Annotated in this window: 18 protein-coding genes; 4 read left to right on the forward strand and 14 right to left on the reverse strand. The window is 63.3% G+C overall.

The features are described from left to right. The first annotated feature begins 261 nt into the window (after window positions 1-261). Window positions 262-1,593 (forward strand): dicarboxylate/amino acid:cation symporter, encoded by a 1,332-nt coding sequence (locus tag HS961_RS11730; protein WP_182322147.1) that lies wholly within the window; start codon window positions 262-264, stop codon window positions 1,591-1,593. Window positions 1,594-1,684: 91 nt separating this feature from the next. Here the strand turns inward: HS961_RS11730 and xth are convergent, their stop codons facing one another. The 4 genes from xth to HS961_RS11750 form a co-directional block, all read right to left on the reverse strand. Beyond that, a complete protein-coding gene (gene xth, locus HS961_RS11735) occupies window positions 1,685-2,461 on the reverse strand; it encodes an exodeoxyribonuclease III (protein WP_182322149.1) in 777 nt (258 codons plus the stop codon). 104 nt (window positions 2,462-2,565) lie between these two features. Beyond that, a complete protein-coding gene (locus HS961_RS11740) occupies window positions 2,566-3,327 on the reverse strand; it encodes a hypothetical protein (protein WP_182322151.1) in 762 nt (253 codons plus the stop codon). Next, window positions 3,321-4,310, reverse strand: coding sequence for a hypothetical protein (locus tag HS961_RS11745; RefSeq protein ID WP_182322154.1), 990 nt, complete (start codon window positions 4,308-4,310; stop codon window positions 3,321-3,323). Before HS961_RS11745 ends, HS961_RS11740 begins: the two co-directional genes overlap by 7 nt. Window positions 4,311-4,467: 157 nt before the next feature. Continuing rightward, window positions 4,468-5,592 carry an SLC13 family permease gene (locus HS961_RS11750; RefSeq protein WP_182322156.1) on the reverse strand — a complete coding sequence of 375 codons (1,125 nt, stop codon included), beginning with the start codon at window positions 5,590-5,592 and terminating at the stop codon, window positions 4,468-4,470. A gap of 131 nt (window positions 5,593-5,723) precedes the next feature. Between HS961_RS11750 and HS961_RS11755 the strand changes: the two genes are divergently transcribed. Beyond that, window positions 5,724-6,428, forward strand: a complete 705-nt coding sequence (locus HS961_RS11755) for a nitroreductase (protein ID WP_182322158.1) — start codon at window positions 5,724-5,726, stop codon at window positions 6,426-6,428. 3 nt (window positions 6,429-6,431) lie between these two features. Here the strand turns inward: HS961_RS11755 and HS961_RS11760 are convergent, their stop codons facing one another. Genes HS961_RS11760 through HS961_RS11785 form a run of 6 tightly spaced genes read right to left on the reverse strand, consistent with a single transcriptional unit; the run spans window position 6,432 to window position 12,330 of the window. Beyond that, a complete protein-coding gene (locus tag HS961_RS11760; protein ID WP_182322160.1) occupies window positions 6,432-7,622 on the reverse strand; it encodes an AAA family ATPase in 1,191 nt (396 codons plus the stop codon). Window positions 7,623-7,626: 4 nt separating this feature from the next. Continuing rightward, window positions 7,627-8,823, reverse strand: a complete 1,197-nt coding sequence (locus HS961_RS11765) for a beta-ketoacyl synthase N-terminal-like domain-containing protein (protein WP_182322162.1) — start codon at window positions 8,821-8,823, stop codon at window positions 7,627-7,629. Between the two features lie 14 nt (window positions 8,824-8,837). Beyond that, the gene (locus HS961_RS11770; protein ID WP_182322164.1) at window positions 8,838-10,331 is read right to left on the reverse strand and encodes an AMP-binding protein; all 1,494 of its coding nucleotides are present in this window, start codon (window positions 10,329-10,331) and stop codon (window positions 8,838-8,840) included. Then, complete coding sequence (locus tag HS961_RS11775; RefSeq protein WP_412101594.1) at window positions 10,328-10,927, reverse strand: biotin transporter BioY; 600 nt, start codon at window positions 10,925-10,927, stop codon at window positions 10,328-10,330. The genes HS961_RS11770 and HS961_RS11775 overlap by 4 nt, the downstream gene beginning before the upstream one ends. A 39-nt stretch (window positions 10,928-10,966) precedes the next feature. Then, entirely contained in the window at window positions 10,967-11,560 is a 594-nt protein-coding gene (locus HS961_RS11780; protein WP_182322166.1) for an energy-coupling factor transporter transmembrane component T, read from the reverse strand. Then, on the reverse strand, window positions 11,560-12,330 hold the full coding sequence (locus HS961_RS11785) for an energy-coupling factor ABC transporter ATP-binding protein (RefSeq protein ID WP_182322168.1): 771 nt from the start codon (window positions 12,328-12,330) through the stop codon (window positions 11,560-11,562). Before HS961_RS11785 ends, HS961_RS11780 begins: the two co-directional genes overlap by 1 nt. Before the next feature lie 682 nt (window positions 12,331-13,012). On the opposite strand from HS961_RS11785, the gene HS961_RS11790 reads away from it, so the two are divergent. Further along, window positions 13,013-13,180 (forward strand): hypothetical protein, encoded by a 168-nt coding sequence (locus HS961_RS11790; RefSeq protein ID WP_182322170.1) that lies wholly within the window; start codon window positions 13,013-13,015, stop codon window positions 13,178-13,180. Window positions 13,181-13,434: 254 nt separating this feature from the next. Next, window positions 13,435-14,271: a MetQ/NlpA family ABC transporter substrate-binding protein gene (locus HS961_RS11795; protein WP_182322172.1), complete on the forward strand. Its 837-nt coding sequence runs from the start codon at window positions 13,435-13,437 to the stop codon at window positions 14,269-14,271. Between the two features lie 28 nt (window positions 14,272-14,299). Here HS961_RS11795 and HS961_RS11800 read toward each other — a convergent pair whose 3' ends face one another. The 4 genes from HS961_RS11800 to HS961_RS11815 all read right to left on the reverse strand — a co-directional run bounded on the left by HS961_RS11800 (window position 14,300) and on the right by HS961_RS11815 (window position 17,047). Beyond that, window positions 14,300-15,517 carry a leucine-rich repeat-containing protein kinase family protein gene (locus HS961_RS11800; RefSeq protein ID WP_182322174.1) on the reverse strand — a complete coding sequence of 406 codons (1,218 nt, stop codon included), beginning with the start codon at window positions 15,515-15,517 and terminating at the stop codon, window positions 14,300-14,302. A gap of 68 nt (window positions 15,518-15,585) precedes the next feature. Continuing rightward, on the reverse strand, window positions 15,586-15,972 hold the full coding sequence (locus tag HS961_RS11805) for a copper-binding protein (RefSeq protein WP_182322176.1): 387 nt from the start codon (window positions 15,970-15,972) through the stop codon (window positions 15,586-15,588). Between the two features lie 38 nt (window positions 15,973-16,010). Continuing rightward, window positions 16,011-16,541 carry a DUF411 domain-containing protein gene (locus HS961_RS11810; protein WP_238347579.1) on the reverse strand — a complete coding sequence of 177 codons (531 nt, stop codon included), beginning with the start codon at window positions 16,539-16,541 and terminating at the stop codon, window positions 16,011-16,013. 2 nt (window positions 16,542-16,543) lie between these two features. Further along, entirely contained in the window at window positions 16,544-17,047 is a 504-nt protein-coding gene (locus HS961_RS11815; RefSeq protein WP_182322178.1) for a cupredoxin domain-containing protein, read from the reverse strand. Between the last annotated feature and the right edge of the window lie 13 nt (window positions 17,048-17,060).

Here is a 17,060-nt window from a genome sequence, read left to right on the forward strand (position 1 = left end):
CCCACTTTCTCAGCATAGGCGCTGTGGTGCGTAAAAACTTGCGGCTACAATCGGGCCCGCAGAACCTGCAATCCTGCCGTCCAACGCAGCCTCATCGTCCTTTCCTATGGCGGCGGATCCTACCGCCACCACCCACCAGCAAAGCCTGCCCGGGATGGAAAAGCGCACACCCCCCGGCTGACAATCCTGCTGATGTGCCACCTGAGAGGCCCACAGCGCCCTGGACGGCACCATAAATCACACATATCAAAGGTACTGGTTATGGCTCTCACGGGCAAAAAGGGCTCTTCGTCGGCGCTGTGGATTCTGGCGGCGATGGTTGCAGGCATTGTGCTGGGCTATGCGGTCAATGCCGGCGCCAGTGATGCGGCAGCGGCCAAGGATATCGCCGGCTATATCTCCATCGTCTCGGATGTATTTTTGCGCCTGATCAAGATGCTGATCGGGCCCCTGGTGTTCTCGACCCTGGTCGTGGGCATTGCGCACATGGGTGATGCCGCCTCGGTCGGCCGGGTGTTCTTCAAGGCGATGATGTGGTTCCTCACCGCATCGCTGGTGTCGCTGCTGCTGGGTATGGTGCTGGCCAACCTGCTGCAGCCCGGCGCCAATCTGGGCCTGCCGCTGCCCGATGTGAGCGCGGCCACCAACCTCGCAACGGGCAAGTTCACCTTGCGTGAGTTCATCAACCACACGGTGCCCAAGTCGTTTGCCGAAGCCATGGCGAACAACGAGATCCTGCAGATCGTCGTGTTCTCGATGTTCTTTGGCGTGGCCATGGCCGCGCTGGGCGACAAGGCCAAAACCTTGCTGGCGATGATCGATGAGCTCTCGCATGTGATGCTCAAGATCACCGGCTATGTGATGAAGCTCGCGCCACTGGCCGTGCTGTCGGCCATGGCCTCCACCGTGGCCATCAACGGCTTGGGTATCTTGCTCAAGTTCGCGGTGTTCATGGGCGAGTTCTACCTGGGCCTGTTCATCCTCTGGTCGCTGCTGGTGCTGGCAGGCATGGCTTTCTTGGGCAAGCGTGTGTTCAAGCTGCTGGCCCTGATCAAGGAAGCCTTCATGGTCTCCTTCGCCACCGCCAGCTCTGAGGCGGCGTACCCCAAGATCCTCGATGCGCTCGACCGCTTTGGCGTCAAGCGCAAGATCTCCAGCTTTGTCATGCCCATGGGCTACTCCTTCAATCTGGATGGCTCGATGATGTACTGCACCTTTGCGACCTTGTTTATTGCACAGGCCTATGGCATCGAGCTGTCCTTGGCCACGCAGATCACTATGCTGCTGGTGCTGATGCTCACCTCCAAGGGTATTGCCGGCGTGCCCCGCGCATCGCTGGTGGTCATCGCCGCCACCTTGGGCCACTTTAATATCCCAGAAGCCGGGCTGCTGCTGATCCTGGGCATCGACACCTTCCTGGACATGGGCCGCTCTGCGACGAATGCTGTGGGCAACTCGCTGGCCTCCGCCGTGGTCGCCAAGTGGGAAGGCGAGCTGCTGTCTGAAGAAGATGCAGAGGCCTTGAGCCGCAAGCTCGATGCCGAGGCTGCGCTGTCGATGCATGCGCTGCCGGAGACCCATACCAAGGCTTGATTGGGGTGCTGCGCTCGGGCGCAGTACAGACAACAAAAAAACGGGCGGATGCCCGTTTTTTGCATTGGCTAAAGCCGAAAGGATTCGCAGCTCAGCCCAATGTCACCACCACTGGCGTATGGTCGCTGGGCTGCTTGTTCTTGCGGGGCGCGCGGTCAATCGTGCAGGCGCTCACCGAGCCCTTAAGGGCCTCGCTCACCAAAATATGGTCAATGCGCAGCCCCCTGTTTTTCTGGAAGCCCAGCATGCGGTAGTCCCACCAGCTATAGCTTTTCTCCGGCTGCTCGAACATGCGGTAGGCATCGCTCAGGCCCAGGTTCAGCAAGGCCTGGAAGGCATTGCGCTCTTCGCTGGTGTGGTGGATGGTCTCGCGCAGGCCATCCGGGTCGTAGCTGTCGCGGTCTTCCGGCGCTACGTTGAAGTCGCCCACCAACACCAGACGTGGGTGCAAGGCCAGCTCCGCCTTTACATAAGCATCCAGCCCCGCCAACCAACGCAGCTTGTAGGCAAACTTGTCCGAGCCCGGCTCCTGGCCGTTCACAAAGTAGCAGTTGATCACCCGGATATCACCCGCCGGGCTGGCCACCGTGCCGGCAATGATGCGCGACTGCTCATCGGCAAACTGCGGATTGGCGCGCACGACATCCTTGAGCTCGGTCCGGCTGAGCAGGGCCACACCGTTGTAGGTCTTCTGGCCAAACGCTACCGCCTGGTAGCCCGCTTCCGCCAAAGCCTCATGCGGGAACTTGTCGTCGGTCAGTTTGAGCTCCTGCAGCCCCAGCACATCGACCGGGTTGGCGGCCAGCCATTCCAGCACTTGGGGCAGACGGACGGAGAGGGAGTTGACGTTCCAGGTGGCTATACGCATAAAAATCTTTCTGTTCATCAAGGGATTATCGAGTCAGCGGGCAGTGACGAACTCCTACCTGCCATTCTGGCTGGCAGCACTTGCGACCATGACACCCATCATGGTCAAACGCCATAGGCCTGTGCGATGCGTGCCAGAAAATCGGCTGCGGGTAAGGGCCCCAGTCCAAGAGCTTTAGGGTCTAGAGAGTCGTCCTTGCGTGCTGCCGCAATAAATCGCTTCATGTCATCAGCGATTTTTGCTTCAAGAGGGATGCGTGTTGAAGGAGCGAGCAATTGCGAAAGTCGCAGCACATCGTTGGCATGCTTGCGGATGCTCTTGGCATCCACTTGCTCGCCCTGCGCACGGCGTGCGCTCAGCTCCAGCCAGGCGACGGCTTTCAGCGGAATCAGGCGATCCTCTCCCACCCAAGCCAGGCCTTCTGCCTCGCGGCGCCCAGAGATGATGAATGCGTAGTAGACATCATCGAGCAAGATCGCCGACAGGCTTGAAACTGCCTCGTCGAACGGGATAGGGGTGAGCTGTCCGCTCTTGATCGGCCTCAGGCTGTCGGGCGCGCGTGAGAACAGCTCGACCATGACCGGAAAGCGGTTGTCGGACGGCTTCTGAAAGCGGTAAAAGGCAGGTCTGCCTGTGTCGCTGGTCTGTCGGATCTCATAACCACCCGCTTCGATAAAGCGCCAGAAAGTGTCGCCGAATGCCGGCGTCAGTGCCTCCACATGCAGCACTACGTCCAGGTCCTTGGTGGCGCGAAAGTCCAGCCCTGCCTCTTCCATGGTCAACGTAGCTGCGGTGCCGCCGATCAGCATGTACTGGTCTGGGTAGTCAGCAAACCATTCGCGAAATACATCCAGCCCCTTCACCATGGCAACTGCTCCTTCAAATCATCCAGTGCGCTTTGCACCCTTTCATCGGTGGTGTCCCGCAAACTCAACATGAGAGAAAGGGGGTCCACCATATCGCTGTCTGGCCCTAGCGCGGGGGAGTAGTTCCATAACTGGCACTCATAGGCGTTGGGCATGGCTTCGGGCAGCTCGTCAATATCTGCTTTCAGCGTTTGCCAGTCGCTGCGGTTCACGGCGAACACAGGTGAGCGCGGTTCGGCCAGCATCGATATACGCGCAAGCGCGCTGAGGCCCGCCACGCGCATGCGAGGCTTGGTCGGTGGCGGCGTAGCTAGCCAGACTGTGCGCTGAACAGGGCTGCGCAGCAGGGGCAGCGCCTGCTCCCATGTCTCAAGGGCAGATGCCTTCATGTTCAGGTACTGGGATCGGCCCGTTTTTTGCACCTCGGCAACTCCTGCAGCGACCAGTTCCCGCACGGCCCGCGAGACCGTCATCGCCGTATAGCCCAGCATCTTCGCAGTCTCTGCGGGGTGCCATTCGGCCTCCCAGTGAGGGCGCAGCAATGCTGCAATTAACATCGCTTGGGCGGAAGGGCTGAGGAGGGTGTCTGCCGAGCTGGGGCGTTGTCGGAAATATTCGCGCAGGTCCAGACCCAGGTCGGGCAGGTAAAGCTGGTTGCCGGGAACAATAAACGGTACTTTTTGCACGATCAAGCGTTTGCGCTCATACGAGGCCAGCGCTTCAGTCACATAAACCACGGGTATCCCAGCAACTGCACGCAACTTGTCCAGCCGATTACGGATATCAGCAACGGACGCCTTGTCTGGATGGCGTTCCAGGGCCAGCAGAACCTGGTGGTCCAGAATTTCCAATTGCTGGACGTCAAAGGCGTCACGCAGAAAGTAGGGCAGGCTCTCCAGGCCCATCCACGGCGCGTGCCTGGACGTGGCTACGCCCAGCGTGTCATGCAAGTATTTCTGAGCGCTGGTGGCAAGGGTGGTCACAGGAATGTAGGTTGATAACCAAATATATGAACGATAACATTGTTATTGTTATCGTGCAAATTTAGGTTATGTCTCACTCCAGCCATACCCAACTGACGGTTGGACCGGGAGCAGCGAGGCACCGGCCATTGACCGCACTAAAGTAATCTGCAAGAACTCACCCCAAACGCAGCAAAGCCGCTGAAGCTGCGCACACCAGCAAGAACGGAATGCTGATGCGATGAAACTCCCAGAGCCCATTGGGTAGCCGGGCCAGGCGTAGCGCGATCAGATTAGCCAGGGAGCCCAGCACGCAGCCAAAGCCGCCAACGCTGACCCCGGCGGCCAAGGCGGGTAGGTCGCGCACGGTGCCGTCCAGCAAGATGGTGGCGGGCACATTGCTAATGACCTGCGAGGCCACAATGGCAGCCAGGTAGGCGCGCCAGCCCTCGGCAATCGGCCATTGCTGCAGCAGCGTTTGCATGGCCGGCAACTCTGCCACCTGGCGCAGCACCACAAACATCAGCGCAATGGTGGCCAGCAAGGCCCAGTCCACGCCGCGCAGTACCCGGGGCGCGGCGAGCGCAAACACGCCAAACACCAAGCCCAGGCCGGCTAAGGTCCAGTGGCGCTCCAGCGCGATGACAAAGGCGACGAACAGCAGCACGGCCATGGTCAGCAAACGGGGCTGCACAGCGGTGGGTGCGGTGGCTGGCTTGAGGGTGATCGCTGTGCGCGGTACCAGCCACCACACTGCCACGAACAGCCAGGCCAGCATGATGGCCACCGTCGGACCCATCATCGCCATAAAGCCCAAAAAGCTCTCGCCAGAGCGGTGCCAGAGGTAGAGGTTTTGCGGGTTGCCGATGGGAGTGAACGCGGAGCCGGCGTTCACCGCCAAGGCCTGCAGCACCACCAGCCGCGCCAATGGCAAATGGGCTTGTGCGGCGAGCACCGCTGTCAGCGGCACCAGCAAAAATAGGCTGACATCGTTGGTTACCAAGGCCGACAGCAAGGCCGCTGCTGCCGTCAACAGCAGCGCCAGGCCGCGTAAGGTCGATACCCGCGTCAGCAGCCGCTGTGCGGTGGCCTGCAGCATGCCGCTGCGCTCGACGGCTTGGGTGATTGCCAGCAGGCCGGCCAAGGCGCCAATCGTTTGCCAGTCCACCAGCGCCAGGGTTGCCTGCGGACTGCGCGGCTGCCACACGGCGAATCCTAGGGCCAGCGCCAACAAGATCCACAGCAGCATATTTCCGCTGGGGGCATCTTGCGGGGGGGCAGAAGAGGGGGTAGTGATCGACATAGCGGAAGGGAAAAGGCTCAGGCAGGGCGGAGAAGTGGAAGGATTGTGCTGCAAGTCGGCACTGCCTGCGCGGCCCATGGCGGGTGGATGGCAAATACAAGCGCCCATTCACTACAATGGCGGCCACTGCCATGAACAAGCCTCTCTCTCCCTCGCTTATCAGCACTGTCACCCCGGCAGCCAACAGCGCGCAGCTGCGCCGTTCAGTGCGGGGTTTTGCCTCGCAGCCGGTGGCAGATGCGTTGCTGCACGATTGTCTGCAAGAGGCCCGGCGGGCGCCCAGCGGTGCCAATTTGCAGCCTGGCTACTTCTGGCAGGTCTGCGGCGCGCGGCGCGAGCAGCTATCTACCCAGCTGCAACATGCCTATGAGGCAGGCGAGCAAGAGGCGGAGGACTATGGCTACTTCCCCAGCCCGCTGCCTATGTCGATGCGCAAACGCCAGGTTGCGGCGGCACAGGCCTTGTATGGCGCACTGGGCGTGGAGCGAGGCGATGCAGCGGGCCGGGGCGCACAGTTTGGGCGCAATTTTCGGTTCTTTGATGCGCCGGTGGCCCTCATCATCACCATCGACAGCGGCTTTGGGCCGGGCGGTTATATGGACTTGGGCATGGCCATCTATGGCCTGATGCTGGCGGCACAGTCGCGCGGTTTGGCGACTTGTGCCATTGGCGCCATGGCCTCGTACCCGGGCCTGATCCGCGATGTGCTGGCGCTGCCCAGCACACAAACCGTGGTCTGCGGCATGGCGCTGGGCTATGAGGATGTGGGCGCGCCAGTGAACCAGGCCCTGACCGCGCGCGCAGAACTGGACGCCTACTTTAAACGCCTAGATTGAGCATCAACGCTCATGCCATTGCCAGCGCGGTAGCTCGCTCGCCGGGATATTGGCAATATGGGTCTCGCCCAGATTCTTTTCCAAATGGATGGCCTGGTAGTCCAGCTCAGCGGCGGCGTCTTCCAACGCAGCCAGCAAGCGATTGGCGTGAGTCACGACAATCACCTGGGTCTGGCGCGCAGCCACGGCGATCAGGCGGCCCAGCGCAGGCAGCAGATCGGGGTGCAAACTGGTTTCCGGCTCGTTGAGCACCAGCATCTGGGGCGGGCGCGGCGTCAGCAGCGCGGCAATCCAGAGCAGATAGCGCAAGGTGCCGTCAGACAGCTCATTGGTATGCAGGGGCCGCAGCAGGCCGGGCTGGTGCATCAGCAGTTCCAGGCGGCTGCCATCTTGGTGAACGGTGATCTGGGCGCCGGCAAAGGCGTCTTCCACTGCGGCCATCAGCGCTTCGTGGTCGCCAATGGCGGTGATGGTTTCCCAGGCCGCTGCCAGGTCCGCGCCATCGTTGCTCAGCACCGGCGTGTAGGTGCCCAGCTGCGGCTGGCGGGCGGGGGCATCCACATCGCTGCGGAAGTGGTCGTAAAAGCGCCAGGAGCGCAGCTGCTCGCGCACGGTCAGCATCTCAGGCGCGGCAACCGGGTCGACAAACTCGGTCAGCATGCTGGCCCAGCGCGGGATAGGGCGCTCTACCGGTAGCCAGTACGCGCCACGGCCATCGCCTCGCAAGCGCAGCTGGGCGGCTTGGCGCTCCACCAGGGTGGCGCTGGGGCGCCAGGTTGGGCCGGACCAGAGGGCTTCGTGTTTGATCTCCGGGTCATGCGCAAAGGCTTTGAGAATCGTCGATGGCGTGGGCATGCCGATATCGATAGCGTAGCCAAAGCCGTCATCGTCGGATGCAAAACCCAGCTGCAACTGCACCGGTTTGCGCCGCACCGTACCTTGCACGGGCACCTCGCCACGGCGCATGCGTGCAGAAATTTCCTCAGGCCCCGCCCAGAGCGTGGAGGCCAGCCCTCCCTCGCGCACCAGGGAGCGCACCACGCCCCCGTTGGCGATATCGGCCAGCAGGCGCAGCGCTTTGTAGACGCTGCTTTTGCCGCTGCCATTGGGCCCGGTAATGACGGTTATCTGGCCCAAAGGCACCAGCAATTGGCGCAAGGAGCGGTAGTTGGCAATGGCTAAGGTGCTGAGCATCCGATCAATATAGCAGCGCTGTCTGGCATACCAGCGCTGCGCTGCCCAAGCCGCCGGCGCCGGCTACGGCGGCCAGTCCCAGCGCTGCGGATGTGCCCGTCGTTGCCTGTTGTAAATCAGCCAGCACGCGGACCAAAGCGACCGCAGCCGATGCCCCAATCGGATGGCCGCGTGCGATGCCGCCGCCATGGCGGTTCAACAGGCTGGCATCCATGCCCTGGCTTTGCAGCAGCGCCTGCCACTGCAGGCCTTGCACTGCAAAGGCATCGTGCAGCTCGATGGTGGCCAGCTGTGACCAGTCCATACCTTGGCGCTGCAGCAAAGCTTGGGCAGCATCCAAGGCCAGCACCAAGGGCATCGCAGGCGACCCGCCTAGTGACTGGTGGCCCAGCCATTGCGCGCTGGGCTGCAGGCCCCAGCGGCGGCAGGCGGCTTCGCTGACCAACAGCACCAGCGCCGCTGCATCGGCCTTGGGCGAGATGGCGACGGTGCTGACGGCATGGTCGCGACGCGCTTCATCCGCGATGTCGGCATCGGTCTGCGCGATCACCGGCATACGGTCCAGCTGGCGCTGGCTCAAACTGCGCGGAAACGCATCTTGCACAATGCCCGCCACGGGGATGATCTCGCGTGCCAGCACCGCGGCACTGGCCAGTGCGCGTGCATGGCTGGCCGCCGCATAGCCGTCTTGCGCCGCACGGCTGTAGCCCGCGCTAGCGGCATAGCGCGCGGCGGCCAATAGCAGGTCCGGATCCTTATGCGGTGGCGGGGCAAAGGGCGGGCGCTCATAAGGCACGGCGCTGTCACCCGCATGCAAGGGGCGAGTAGCGCGGATGGGGGCGCGGCTCCAGGCCTCCGCGCCGCCGGCCACCACCACCTCGGCCTGGCCGCTGGCCACCAGGCTGGCGCCCAGCGCTATGGCGTCAAGGCCGGCGCAGCACTGCGTATCGACCGTGTAGGCGGCGCAGTGCAGCGGCAGCTGGCCCGCCAAGGCGAGCATGCGGGCGGGGTTGCCGCCAGCGCCCAAGGCATTGCCCAGCACAACGGCATCAACGGCGTCTGCCGGCAGCCCCGCGCGTTGTAGCAAGCCCTGCAGCACGGGCGCAGCAATCTCATGTGTGTGCAAATGCTTGAAGGCGCCACCGACGGGCACCACGGCACTGCGGGCATAGCTGGCGATAAAGACGGGGGGTGTGGGCATGCTGGCCTGCGCGATCAGCTTGCTTTGTCTGCGCTGGGCCGCGCATCTGCCAGCCATTGTGCAAGCTTTGGGTGGTCCGTCTTGCCACTGGCCGTCTGCGGCCAGGGCGCGGCGCTGAACCAGCGGCGCGGGCACTTGTGCGCTTCCAGCTGGCTGCGGCACCAGTCGGCCAGCTCGCGGGCCAGCGCGGCATCGGCCAGCGGCTGCAGTGGCGGCTGCCCAGGCACGGGGCTCGCATCGTCACGCAATTGCAGCGCCACCCACACCTGCTTGCCGCGCAGCGCATCATCAACGCCATGCACCGATGCAGCGGCCACGCGCGGGTGCTCGCAGAGCAGGGCTTCGACTTCTTCGGGGAACAGATTCTTGCCCTGGGTGACGATCATGCGCTTCTCGCGCCCGACCAGGGTCAGCATGCCTTGTGCATCCAGGCTGCCCATATCGCGCACGCTCAGCCAATCGCCATCGCGCAGCGCGGCGGTCGCATCGGCTTGCGCGCCGACATAGTCGATAAACAGCATGGGGCTGCGCAGCCAGATGGTGCCCACGTTGCCGCTGGGCAGCGGCTGCATGTTGGCATCGCGGATCTGCAGCTGCACATTGCTGAAGGCCCGGCCCACCACCTGCGGCGGAGCGTCGGCATTGGCATCCATCCAGGCGATAAAGCTCGATTCCGAGGCGCCGTAGAACTCGACGATTCGGGCGTTGGGGAACAGTGCCTGCAGGGCGGGCGTGTGCTGGCGCATCCAGCGCGCGCCGCTGATCATCAATAGCTCCAGCGATTCAACCGGCGCGATGGCGCGGCGCTCGGCCAGCTGCAGCATCACCAACAGCTGGCTGGGCACGGCGACGAGGCATGGCGTGGCCCGCTCGCGCAAGCTAGCCAGGCACTGGCTGGCAGAAAAGCGCGGCTGCAGCTGCATGCCGCCACCCGTCCAGATGCCTTGCAGCGCGCCAAACAAGAACAGCGAATGCGACAGGCTGCCTGGCGCCATCACGCAGCCGTTGGCCGCCTGACCAAAGCTGTCTACGCACACGCGAAAGCTCTCGCTCCAGGACTGGTGGTGGCGCCTGAAGCCCTTGGGCAGACCGGTGCTGCCGGAAGTAAAGCCGATGTAGAAGGGCTGCAGCGTTGGATCGCCTTGGTCATCGCTGCGCGGGGTGGCGGCCAGCGCATCAATCCATTGCTGTGCTTGCGCTTGCTGCGCGGGCGACCAGGCCTTGTCGCCCAGCGCGGCGCAGCGGCCGCTGGCGTTGGTGGCCAAAAAATCGGTGATCAGCGCGGCCGGCGACTGGCTGGCATCCAGCAGGCGGGTGTGGGGGGCGTTCTGGGCCTCCAAGGCCCGGGCCCGCTGCTGCACGGCGGCATGCAGATCGGCAAAGCGGATGCGCTGCTGGCCATCATCGATGGCGATGGCATCGGGCCGCTGCTGCGCCCAGTGGGCCAGTGGGCCATGCACCAGGCGCTGCCAGGGTGCCAGGCTGTGCGTTACTTCAGATCCGTTCACAGGCGGCGACCGCCAAAGCGCCAGTCGGGCAGGCCGCGCGCCACTGTGTGCACAATCAGCGCCACCAGCGCGCACTTGACCAGGTCACCCGGCACAAACACCAGGGTGCCGACGGCAGCCTGCACAAAGCTCAGCTTGGCCAGCAGCATAAGGCCCAGCACCCCAAAGGCATGGACCACCACAATGCCACCCGCCACCGATGCGGCAAAGGCACAAGCCGCCAGCCGCGCGGGCGACGAATGCTTGCCCGCCAGAGCCCGCATCACCATGCCCGCCACCGCAGCTGCCATCGGGTAAGCGATCAGGTAGCCCGCCGATGGCAAAAAGAACACGCCCATGCCGCCCCGGCCACCGGACAGCAGTGGCAAGCCCAGGGCCACCGCCGCCAAAAACAGCACCATCGCCTGAAAGCCCATGCGCGCGCCCAGCATGCAGCCGGCCAGCATCACGCCTGTCGTCTGTGCGGTGATCGGCACGCCCAATGGCAGATCGATCTTGGGAATCATGCCGAAAGCGGCCAGCAGCGCGGCAAACAGCGCCACCATGGCAATGCGCTGGGCGCGGGTTTCGGTGTGGTGCTCGGAGGTCATAGGCATGTCCGTGTCTTTCTAACGATCGTTAAGGGCGCCACGCTGCTAGAGCTTGAGGCGAATGGCCAGCGCATCGGCCACCTTGCGGGCGGTGATGAGCATATGGATGGTGAGGGGCGCCAGCAGACGCCAGCCGCCCGATCGGCCGGTGCGCACGCGGTAGGCATCGGCCAGGCGCTGCCACTGCACAAAAAACTGCTCGGCAAAGCGCAGCATCAGCCCCAGCTGCAAGGCCAGGCGCTCTACCGGCAGGCCCAGGCGGGCAAGCGGCGACAGCAGCCACTCGGCCACGCCCAGCAGATCACCAAAGCGGGTGGTCGCTGTCAGCATCGCGCCCAGCATGGTCGTGCTGACCAGGCGCAGGCCGCTGGCCAGGCCCAGCCAGGGTTGGCCGGTCGCCGCATGCAGGCCGCCCACCAATGCAGAGGCAATCACGGCCACAACGACCAGCCGGCGCGTAGGGCGCGAGGCCGCGCCCAGGCTGGCGTACAACAAGGCAATCGCAGCAAAGGCCAGCGCTTGTATGCGCAGATCGCTGAGCGCCAACAGCAACACGCTGCTCAGGGCCAGCAAAAAGAGCTTGAGGCCGGCAGGCAGCCGGTGCATCCAGCTGGGGATTTCGCTGTAGAGCGTGCCCATTACGGCGCCCCTGGTGTGGGTTGGGGGGCGGGGGTCACATCCAGCTGTTGGGCAATGCGCGTTTGCACATCCGCCTCATAGGCCGCGCAAACCTTGGTGCCCGGGCCATCGCCGCGCAGCTGGCCATGCTCCAGCCACAGCACGCGTTCAAAGTGGCGCACATGGTCCAGCACATGGGTGGAGATGATGACCTGGGCGGGAGCGGCATCCAGCTCACGCGCCAGGCGTGCCTGACCGGGCAGATCCAGACTCGCAAAGGGCTCGTCCAGCAACATCACCTGCGGGGCGGCCATCAGCATCGCCAAAAAACAGACCTGCTGGCGCTGGCCCTGGCTCAGGCCACTGACGGCGCGCGGCGCCCAGTCGGGCAGGCCCCGTGCGGCCAAAAACTCCCTTGCTTGCACGATGGCCGCCTTGCGGGCCACACCTCGGTATTGCAGGCTCAGGCCCAGCTCTTCCTCCACGGTGGGGAAGATGATCTGGTCATCCGGGTTCTGGAACATCAGGCCCACCACGCCGGGCAGTTGCTCGCGCTGGCGCTGCACATCGCATCCTGCCACCTGCACGCTGCCCTGGTGGGCATGCTCCAGCCCGCAGAGCAGCCTGAACAGGCTGGTCTTGCCTGCGCCGTTATCGCCGATCAGCCCGATGCGCCGCTCCGTCAAATGCAGGCTCAGACCCTGAAACACCGTTTGCGCACCTCGGTGGAGGTGCACATCGCTCAGGCGGATGTCTGCAGTGGTAACGGTCTGGGCCAAAGGGAGATTCATGTCAGCTCTGTGGAGCAGCGAATGGGACGCTGCCGCCTGATTTCAAAAAATGCAGTTGCACGTCGCCGTGATGGTGCAGCGGAGTGGCAGGTTTGGTACCCCATCTTCCATGCCTGTGATGGCTGGGCGACGGGCTGACTTGCCAAGCTGTGGTCGCTGGCAAAGCCCATGCAGACACGGCTTGCGGCTGGCTTGCTGGGCTGGGTCGTATTGTCGCACCAAGTCCTGGCAAGGGGCAGGCCCGGCAAAGCGCGCGATTCAGCCACAGGGACCGTGTTTTTGCCGGGTGTTTTATACGATGTTGTTAGAAGTTGACGTAAAGATGCCCACAAGTTCGCTTAACGTTGCGACAAAACGCAGGCTCGGCCTGCCACCCGGCCTGCCGATAATCCCGCGAGGGGGTTCAAAAAGCATAGCAAAAAATGCGATGGATAAAGGGTTTGTGCAAGCTTGCCTTCAGGCGCGCAGATCAATTCCCAAAAAGTGCCAAGTTACGTGTGGGGTTATGCGACCAGTTCCGGGGTGCTTTGTTCAACAAACAACTGTATAAGCACAGACGTTTTCTGACAGACAGCAAAGAATCTCCATGGTGCAATAGAGACATTCCACAGTTCCCATCCCGCGTTGGGGTGGCAGAGGCCTCGGTTCAGCAGTTCCAGTCTCCGTGGAAAGGAGGTTCTCCATGTTTCACCACCACAGCCATTGGTTCGATGCAGCCTCTTTTATTGCCTTGGTACTAGCCGTATTGCTGGCATTCACATTAACGATCTGGCCGGGCACCAGCGCAGCAGCGGCAGATTCGCTGGCACATATGCTGCAGGGCATGATCCAGGTCTGGAACCGTCCCTGATCGATTTCTCTCCGGTGGATGCCTGATGGTATCTACTGCTCAATCACAAGCCGCCCGTGCATGCAGCAGGGCGGCTTTTTGCTGCTCGCGTCAGCCTTTCTATAGACGCTTTTGGAATGAACTGATATCCATAATTTCTGAGCGAACGCTCCCTGGTCGGTTCATACTTGCGGGTTTGCTGCAGCGCTATCGACGCGGGGCTTGGAAAGGCTCACATCTGGTTGCTGCTGTTTTTCGATTGCCTGGAGTTTTTGATGTTTGCTCGTATGTCCTTCGCCGCAGGCCGCCGTGCCGTGATGGCCAGTGCCGCTGTCGCCTTGATTGCTACTTTGTCCGCGCCCGCGATGGCCCAAGACACCGCCAAGAAGAGCCTGAAGATTGGCGCCACTGCGGGTTCTAACTACGACCTGCTGCAAAAAGGCATCCTGCCGCAGTTGGAGAAGAAGGGCTACCAGATCAAGCTGATCGAGTTCAACGACTATGTGCAGCCCAACCTGGCGCTGTCCGATGGCTCGCTGGACGCCAATTTCTTTCAGCACCGCGCCTACTTTGACCAGTTCACCACCGACCGCAAGCTGGCGCTGACGGCCATCGTGCAAGGCCCCGTGGCGCCGATGGGCGTCTACAGCAAAAAGCACAAGACCCTGGCCGATATCCAGAACGGCGCCAAGGTAGCGTTGCCCAATGACCCGAGCAATCTGGCACGCGCGCTGCTGGTGCTTCAGCAAGCCGGTCTGGTCAAAATCAAAGAGGGCGTAAATCCCGCCCGTATCTCCGAGCTGGACCTGGCCGCCAACCCGCACAAGCTCAAGTTTGTGGCGCTGGAAGCCGCCCAACTGCCACGCGTGCTGGAAGACGCTGACTACGTGGTCGTCAACGGCAACTTTGCCGTCTCCTCGGGCCTGAAGCTGAGCGAAGCCGTGGTGCTGGAGAACACCCCCGACCAGTACCTGAACGTGGTCGCCGTCAAGACCGGCAACGAGAAAAGCGCTTGGGCCCAGGACCTGGCAGCCGCCTACCGCTCGCCCGAGTTCAAGGCCGTGGTGGACAGCCAGTTCCCAGGCTATGCCAAGCCTGCTTTCTTGAAGTAAAGCACTGCGCCCGGTTTGCCGGGAGCTGTCAGCGCATCCGCGCTTGCACCTCGGCTTCCAGATGCTGCAGCGCGCGCAGCTCCATCTGCTGGAGCTGCAGACGCTGTGCTGCTGGCAACTCGCCCAGCATCGATGCGGCCCCCAAATCGCTCAGCACCGCATCGCCGGTGTCTGGGTTCCACAAAATATTGTGGGCATACAGATCCCCATGCAACATGCCTTGGCCATGCAGATGCGCCACGGCGCTGCGCACCTGCGCCAACAGGCGTTGCGCAGCGGTCGCAGAAAACCGGGCATCGTCGGCATAGACATCGCGTGTGCAGCTGGCCAGGCTGGGCGGGCCAGCCAATGGCTGCAGGCCGGGCGTGAGCAGCGGCAAGACCATCGCCAACTCTGGGGTGCTGGCATCCGCATCTGGCTGCAGCACCGCCAGCGGTGTCAGCAAATGCGGGTGCTGGCCGGCGGCCAGGCCTGCCGCCATCTCTGATTGGGGCGTGCCATCGCTGGTCTGCCCCGCCTTGAATACTTTTAGCGCCACATCGGCGCCACCATCCATCGGCGTCGCCCGGTAGATATGGCCGCTGGCGCCTTGGCCCAGCAGCTCTTGCCGCTGCAGATCCTCACTGCGCCACGCCGCTGCCGCGTTGGCCTGCAGCACCTGCTGCTCGCTGCCCAAAGTCATCGGGTTGCCGGCCATCGCCAGCCATGCCAGCGCCGGCATGGCCAGCACCTCGGGCGGCAGTGCGGTAAAGCGGTTGCCGGCCAGGCGCAGTAGCTCCAGCCGGGGACTGTTGGCAAGGCCGCTTGGCAGGCTCTGCAGCTGGTTGCAGGCCAGCATCAGCTTTTGCAGACGGGGGCGCTCACCCAGGCTATCCGGCAGCTCGGTAATCTGGTTGTCGGTCAGGATCAGCCAGCGCAGCTGCGGCGGCAGGCTATCGGCCGCCACGATTCGGATCTGGCAGGCCTTGAAGCCCACCATCTCCAACTTCGGCATATGGCCCAGCACACGTGGCAGCTCGGTAAACGGGTTGTTTGACGCAAACAGCACCCGCAGTTGGCCAAAGCGGGTCAGGTCATCGGGCAGGGTGCTGAGCTGGTTGCCGCTGAGGTCGAGTACTTCGAGGGTGTCGGCGAGCGCAAAAAGTTCGCGTGGAAACTCGCGCAGGCCCGCAGCCAGCTTGATCTGGCGGGCGCCGCGCAGCGCGCCGCTGTGCAGCTGCTCCTGGAGGGTTTGAAGGCTTTGCATCGCTGCACAGTGTAGGTGCTGGCAGCGCATGCCAACCCCAGATCTGGCTTGATCTGGGACCGTAGCGATTACTGGGCCCGCTCAATGCGGGTGATAGTCAGGCTGCCGCCGTCGTCCTGTACATGAAAGCGCACCCTGTCGCCCGGGTTGAACTGCGCCAACTGCGTGGCGTCCTTCAGGCCAAACACCATGGTCATCGCCGGCATGTTCAGGTTCTTGATATCTTCATGGCGGATGGTCAGCTTGCTGCCGCGCTTGTCCACGCGGGTGATCTCGCCTGCGGTCATCACCGCATCGGCGGCTGTGGTTGCCATGGGTGAGGATTCCGGTGCTGCGGCCGCAGCCGGTGCGGCGCTGCCATGGCTGGCGTGGTCGGCGTGGTTCTGGGCCAGTGCCGGGGTCAGCAGGCTGCAAGCCAGGGTGAAGGCGGCCAGGGTAGAGGTCGTGGTGCTCATTCAATGCTCCAAAGGTCAATGCAAAAAGATCGGTTCGCTCAGCCGCGGTAGGCGCTGAAAACGCGGGTCGTGACGTCGCTGCCTGGCCCGGTCTTGATGACCAGCAGCACATCAAACAGGTCTTTGCGGCCGCCGTAGGCGGGGCCGTCCATGCCGGGGCTGCCGATCGGCATGCCGGGTACCGCAATGCCCAGGGCCCTGGGCTTTTGCTGCAGCAGCTTGCGCACATCGGCGGGCGGCACATGGCCTTCCACCAGGTAGCCGGCCACCAGGGCGGTATGGCAGGAGCCCAGGCGGACGGGCAGGCCCAGCCTGGCGCGCACTGCGTTGTTGCCGCTGTCGTGCACGGTGGCGCTAAAGCCCGCTTGTTCCATCAGCGCGATCCAGTCCTTGCAGCAGCCGCAGTTCGGGTCTTTCCAGACTTCGATGGGCGTGGGGGCAGGTTGGGCCGCCAGCGCGGCTGGGCCCGTGGTGATGGCAGTGGCCAGGCCAAGGGCCAGCATCTGCAGGGTGCGGCGGCGTTGGTGGGTAGGGGAGTCGAGCATGGTGGGCTCCTGGCTGTGGTTCATCGTCATTCCGTCACCGTGAACGTGCCGGTCATCCCTGCCTGGTAGTGGCCGGGGATCAGGCAGGCAAAGTCAAAACTGCCGGCGCGGTTGAAGTGCCAGACCAGGTCCTCGCTTTTTTGCGGCGCCACATGGGCCATGTAGGGCTCGGCATGCTCCATGCCGGGGTACTTCAGCATCATCTGCGCATGCTGTGCGAGCGAAGCCTTGGTGCCCAGCACCACTTCGTGCATCACCTGGCCCTTGTTGACGACGCGCAGGCGCAGGGTTTCGCCCTTTTTGACCGTGAAGTGCGCGGGCGAGAAGCGCATGTCATCGCCCATGTTCAGGTCGATGCTGCGGCGGGCCTGCTTGGCATCGCCAGCTATGCCCCAGTCCTTTTGTTCCAGGGGTGCGGTGCGGGATGCGGCAGCGCTGGGCGCGGCGGCATGGTTTGCATTGCCGTGCGCGTAAACGGTGCTGGCGCTGGCCAGCAGTGTGCAAGCCAGCAGGTAAGGGATGTTTTTCATGGGATGGCTCCGG

The organism is Comamonas piscis, from assembly GCF_014109725.1.
GTDB classification, from domain to species: Bacteria; Pseudomonadota; Gammaproteobacteria; order Burkholderiales; family Burkholderiaceae_C; genus Comamonas; species Comamonas piscis.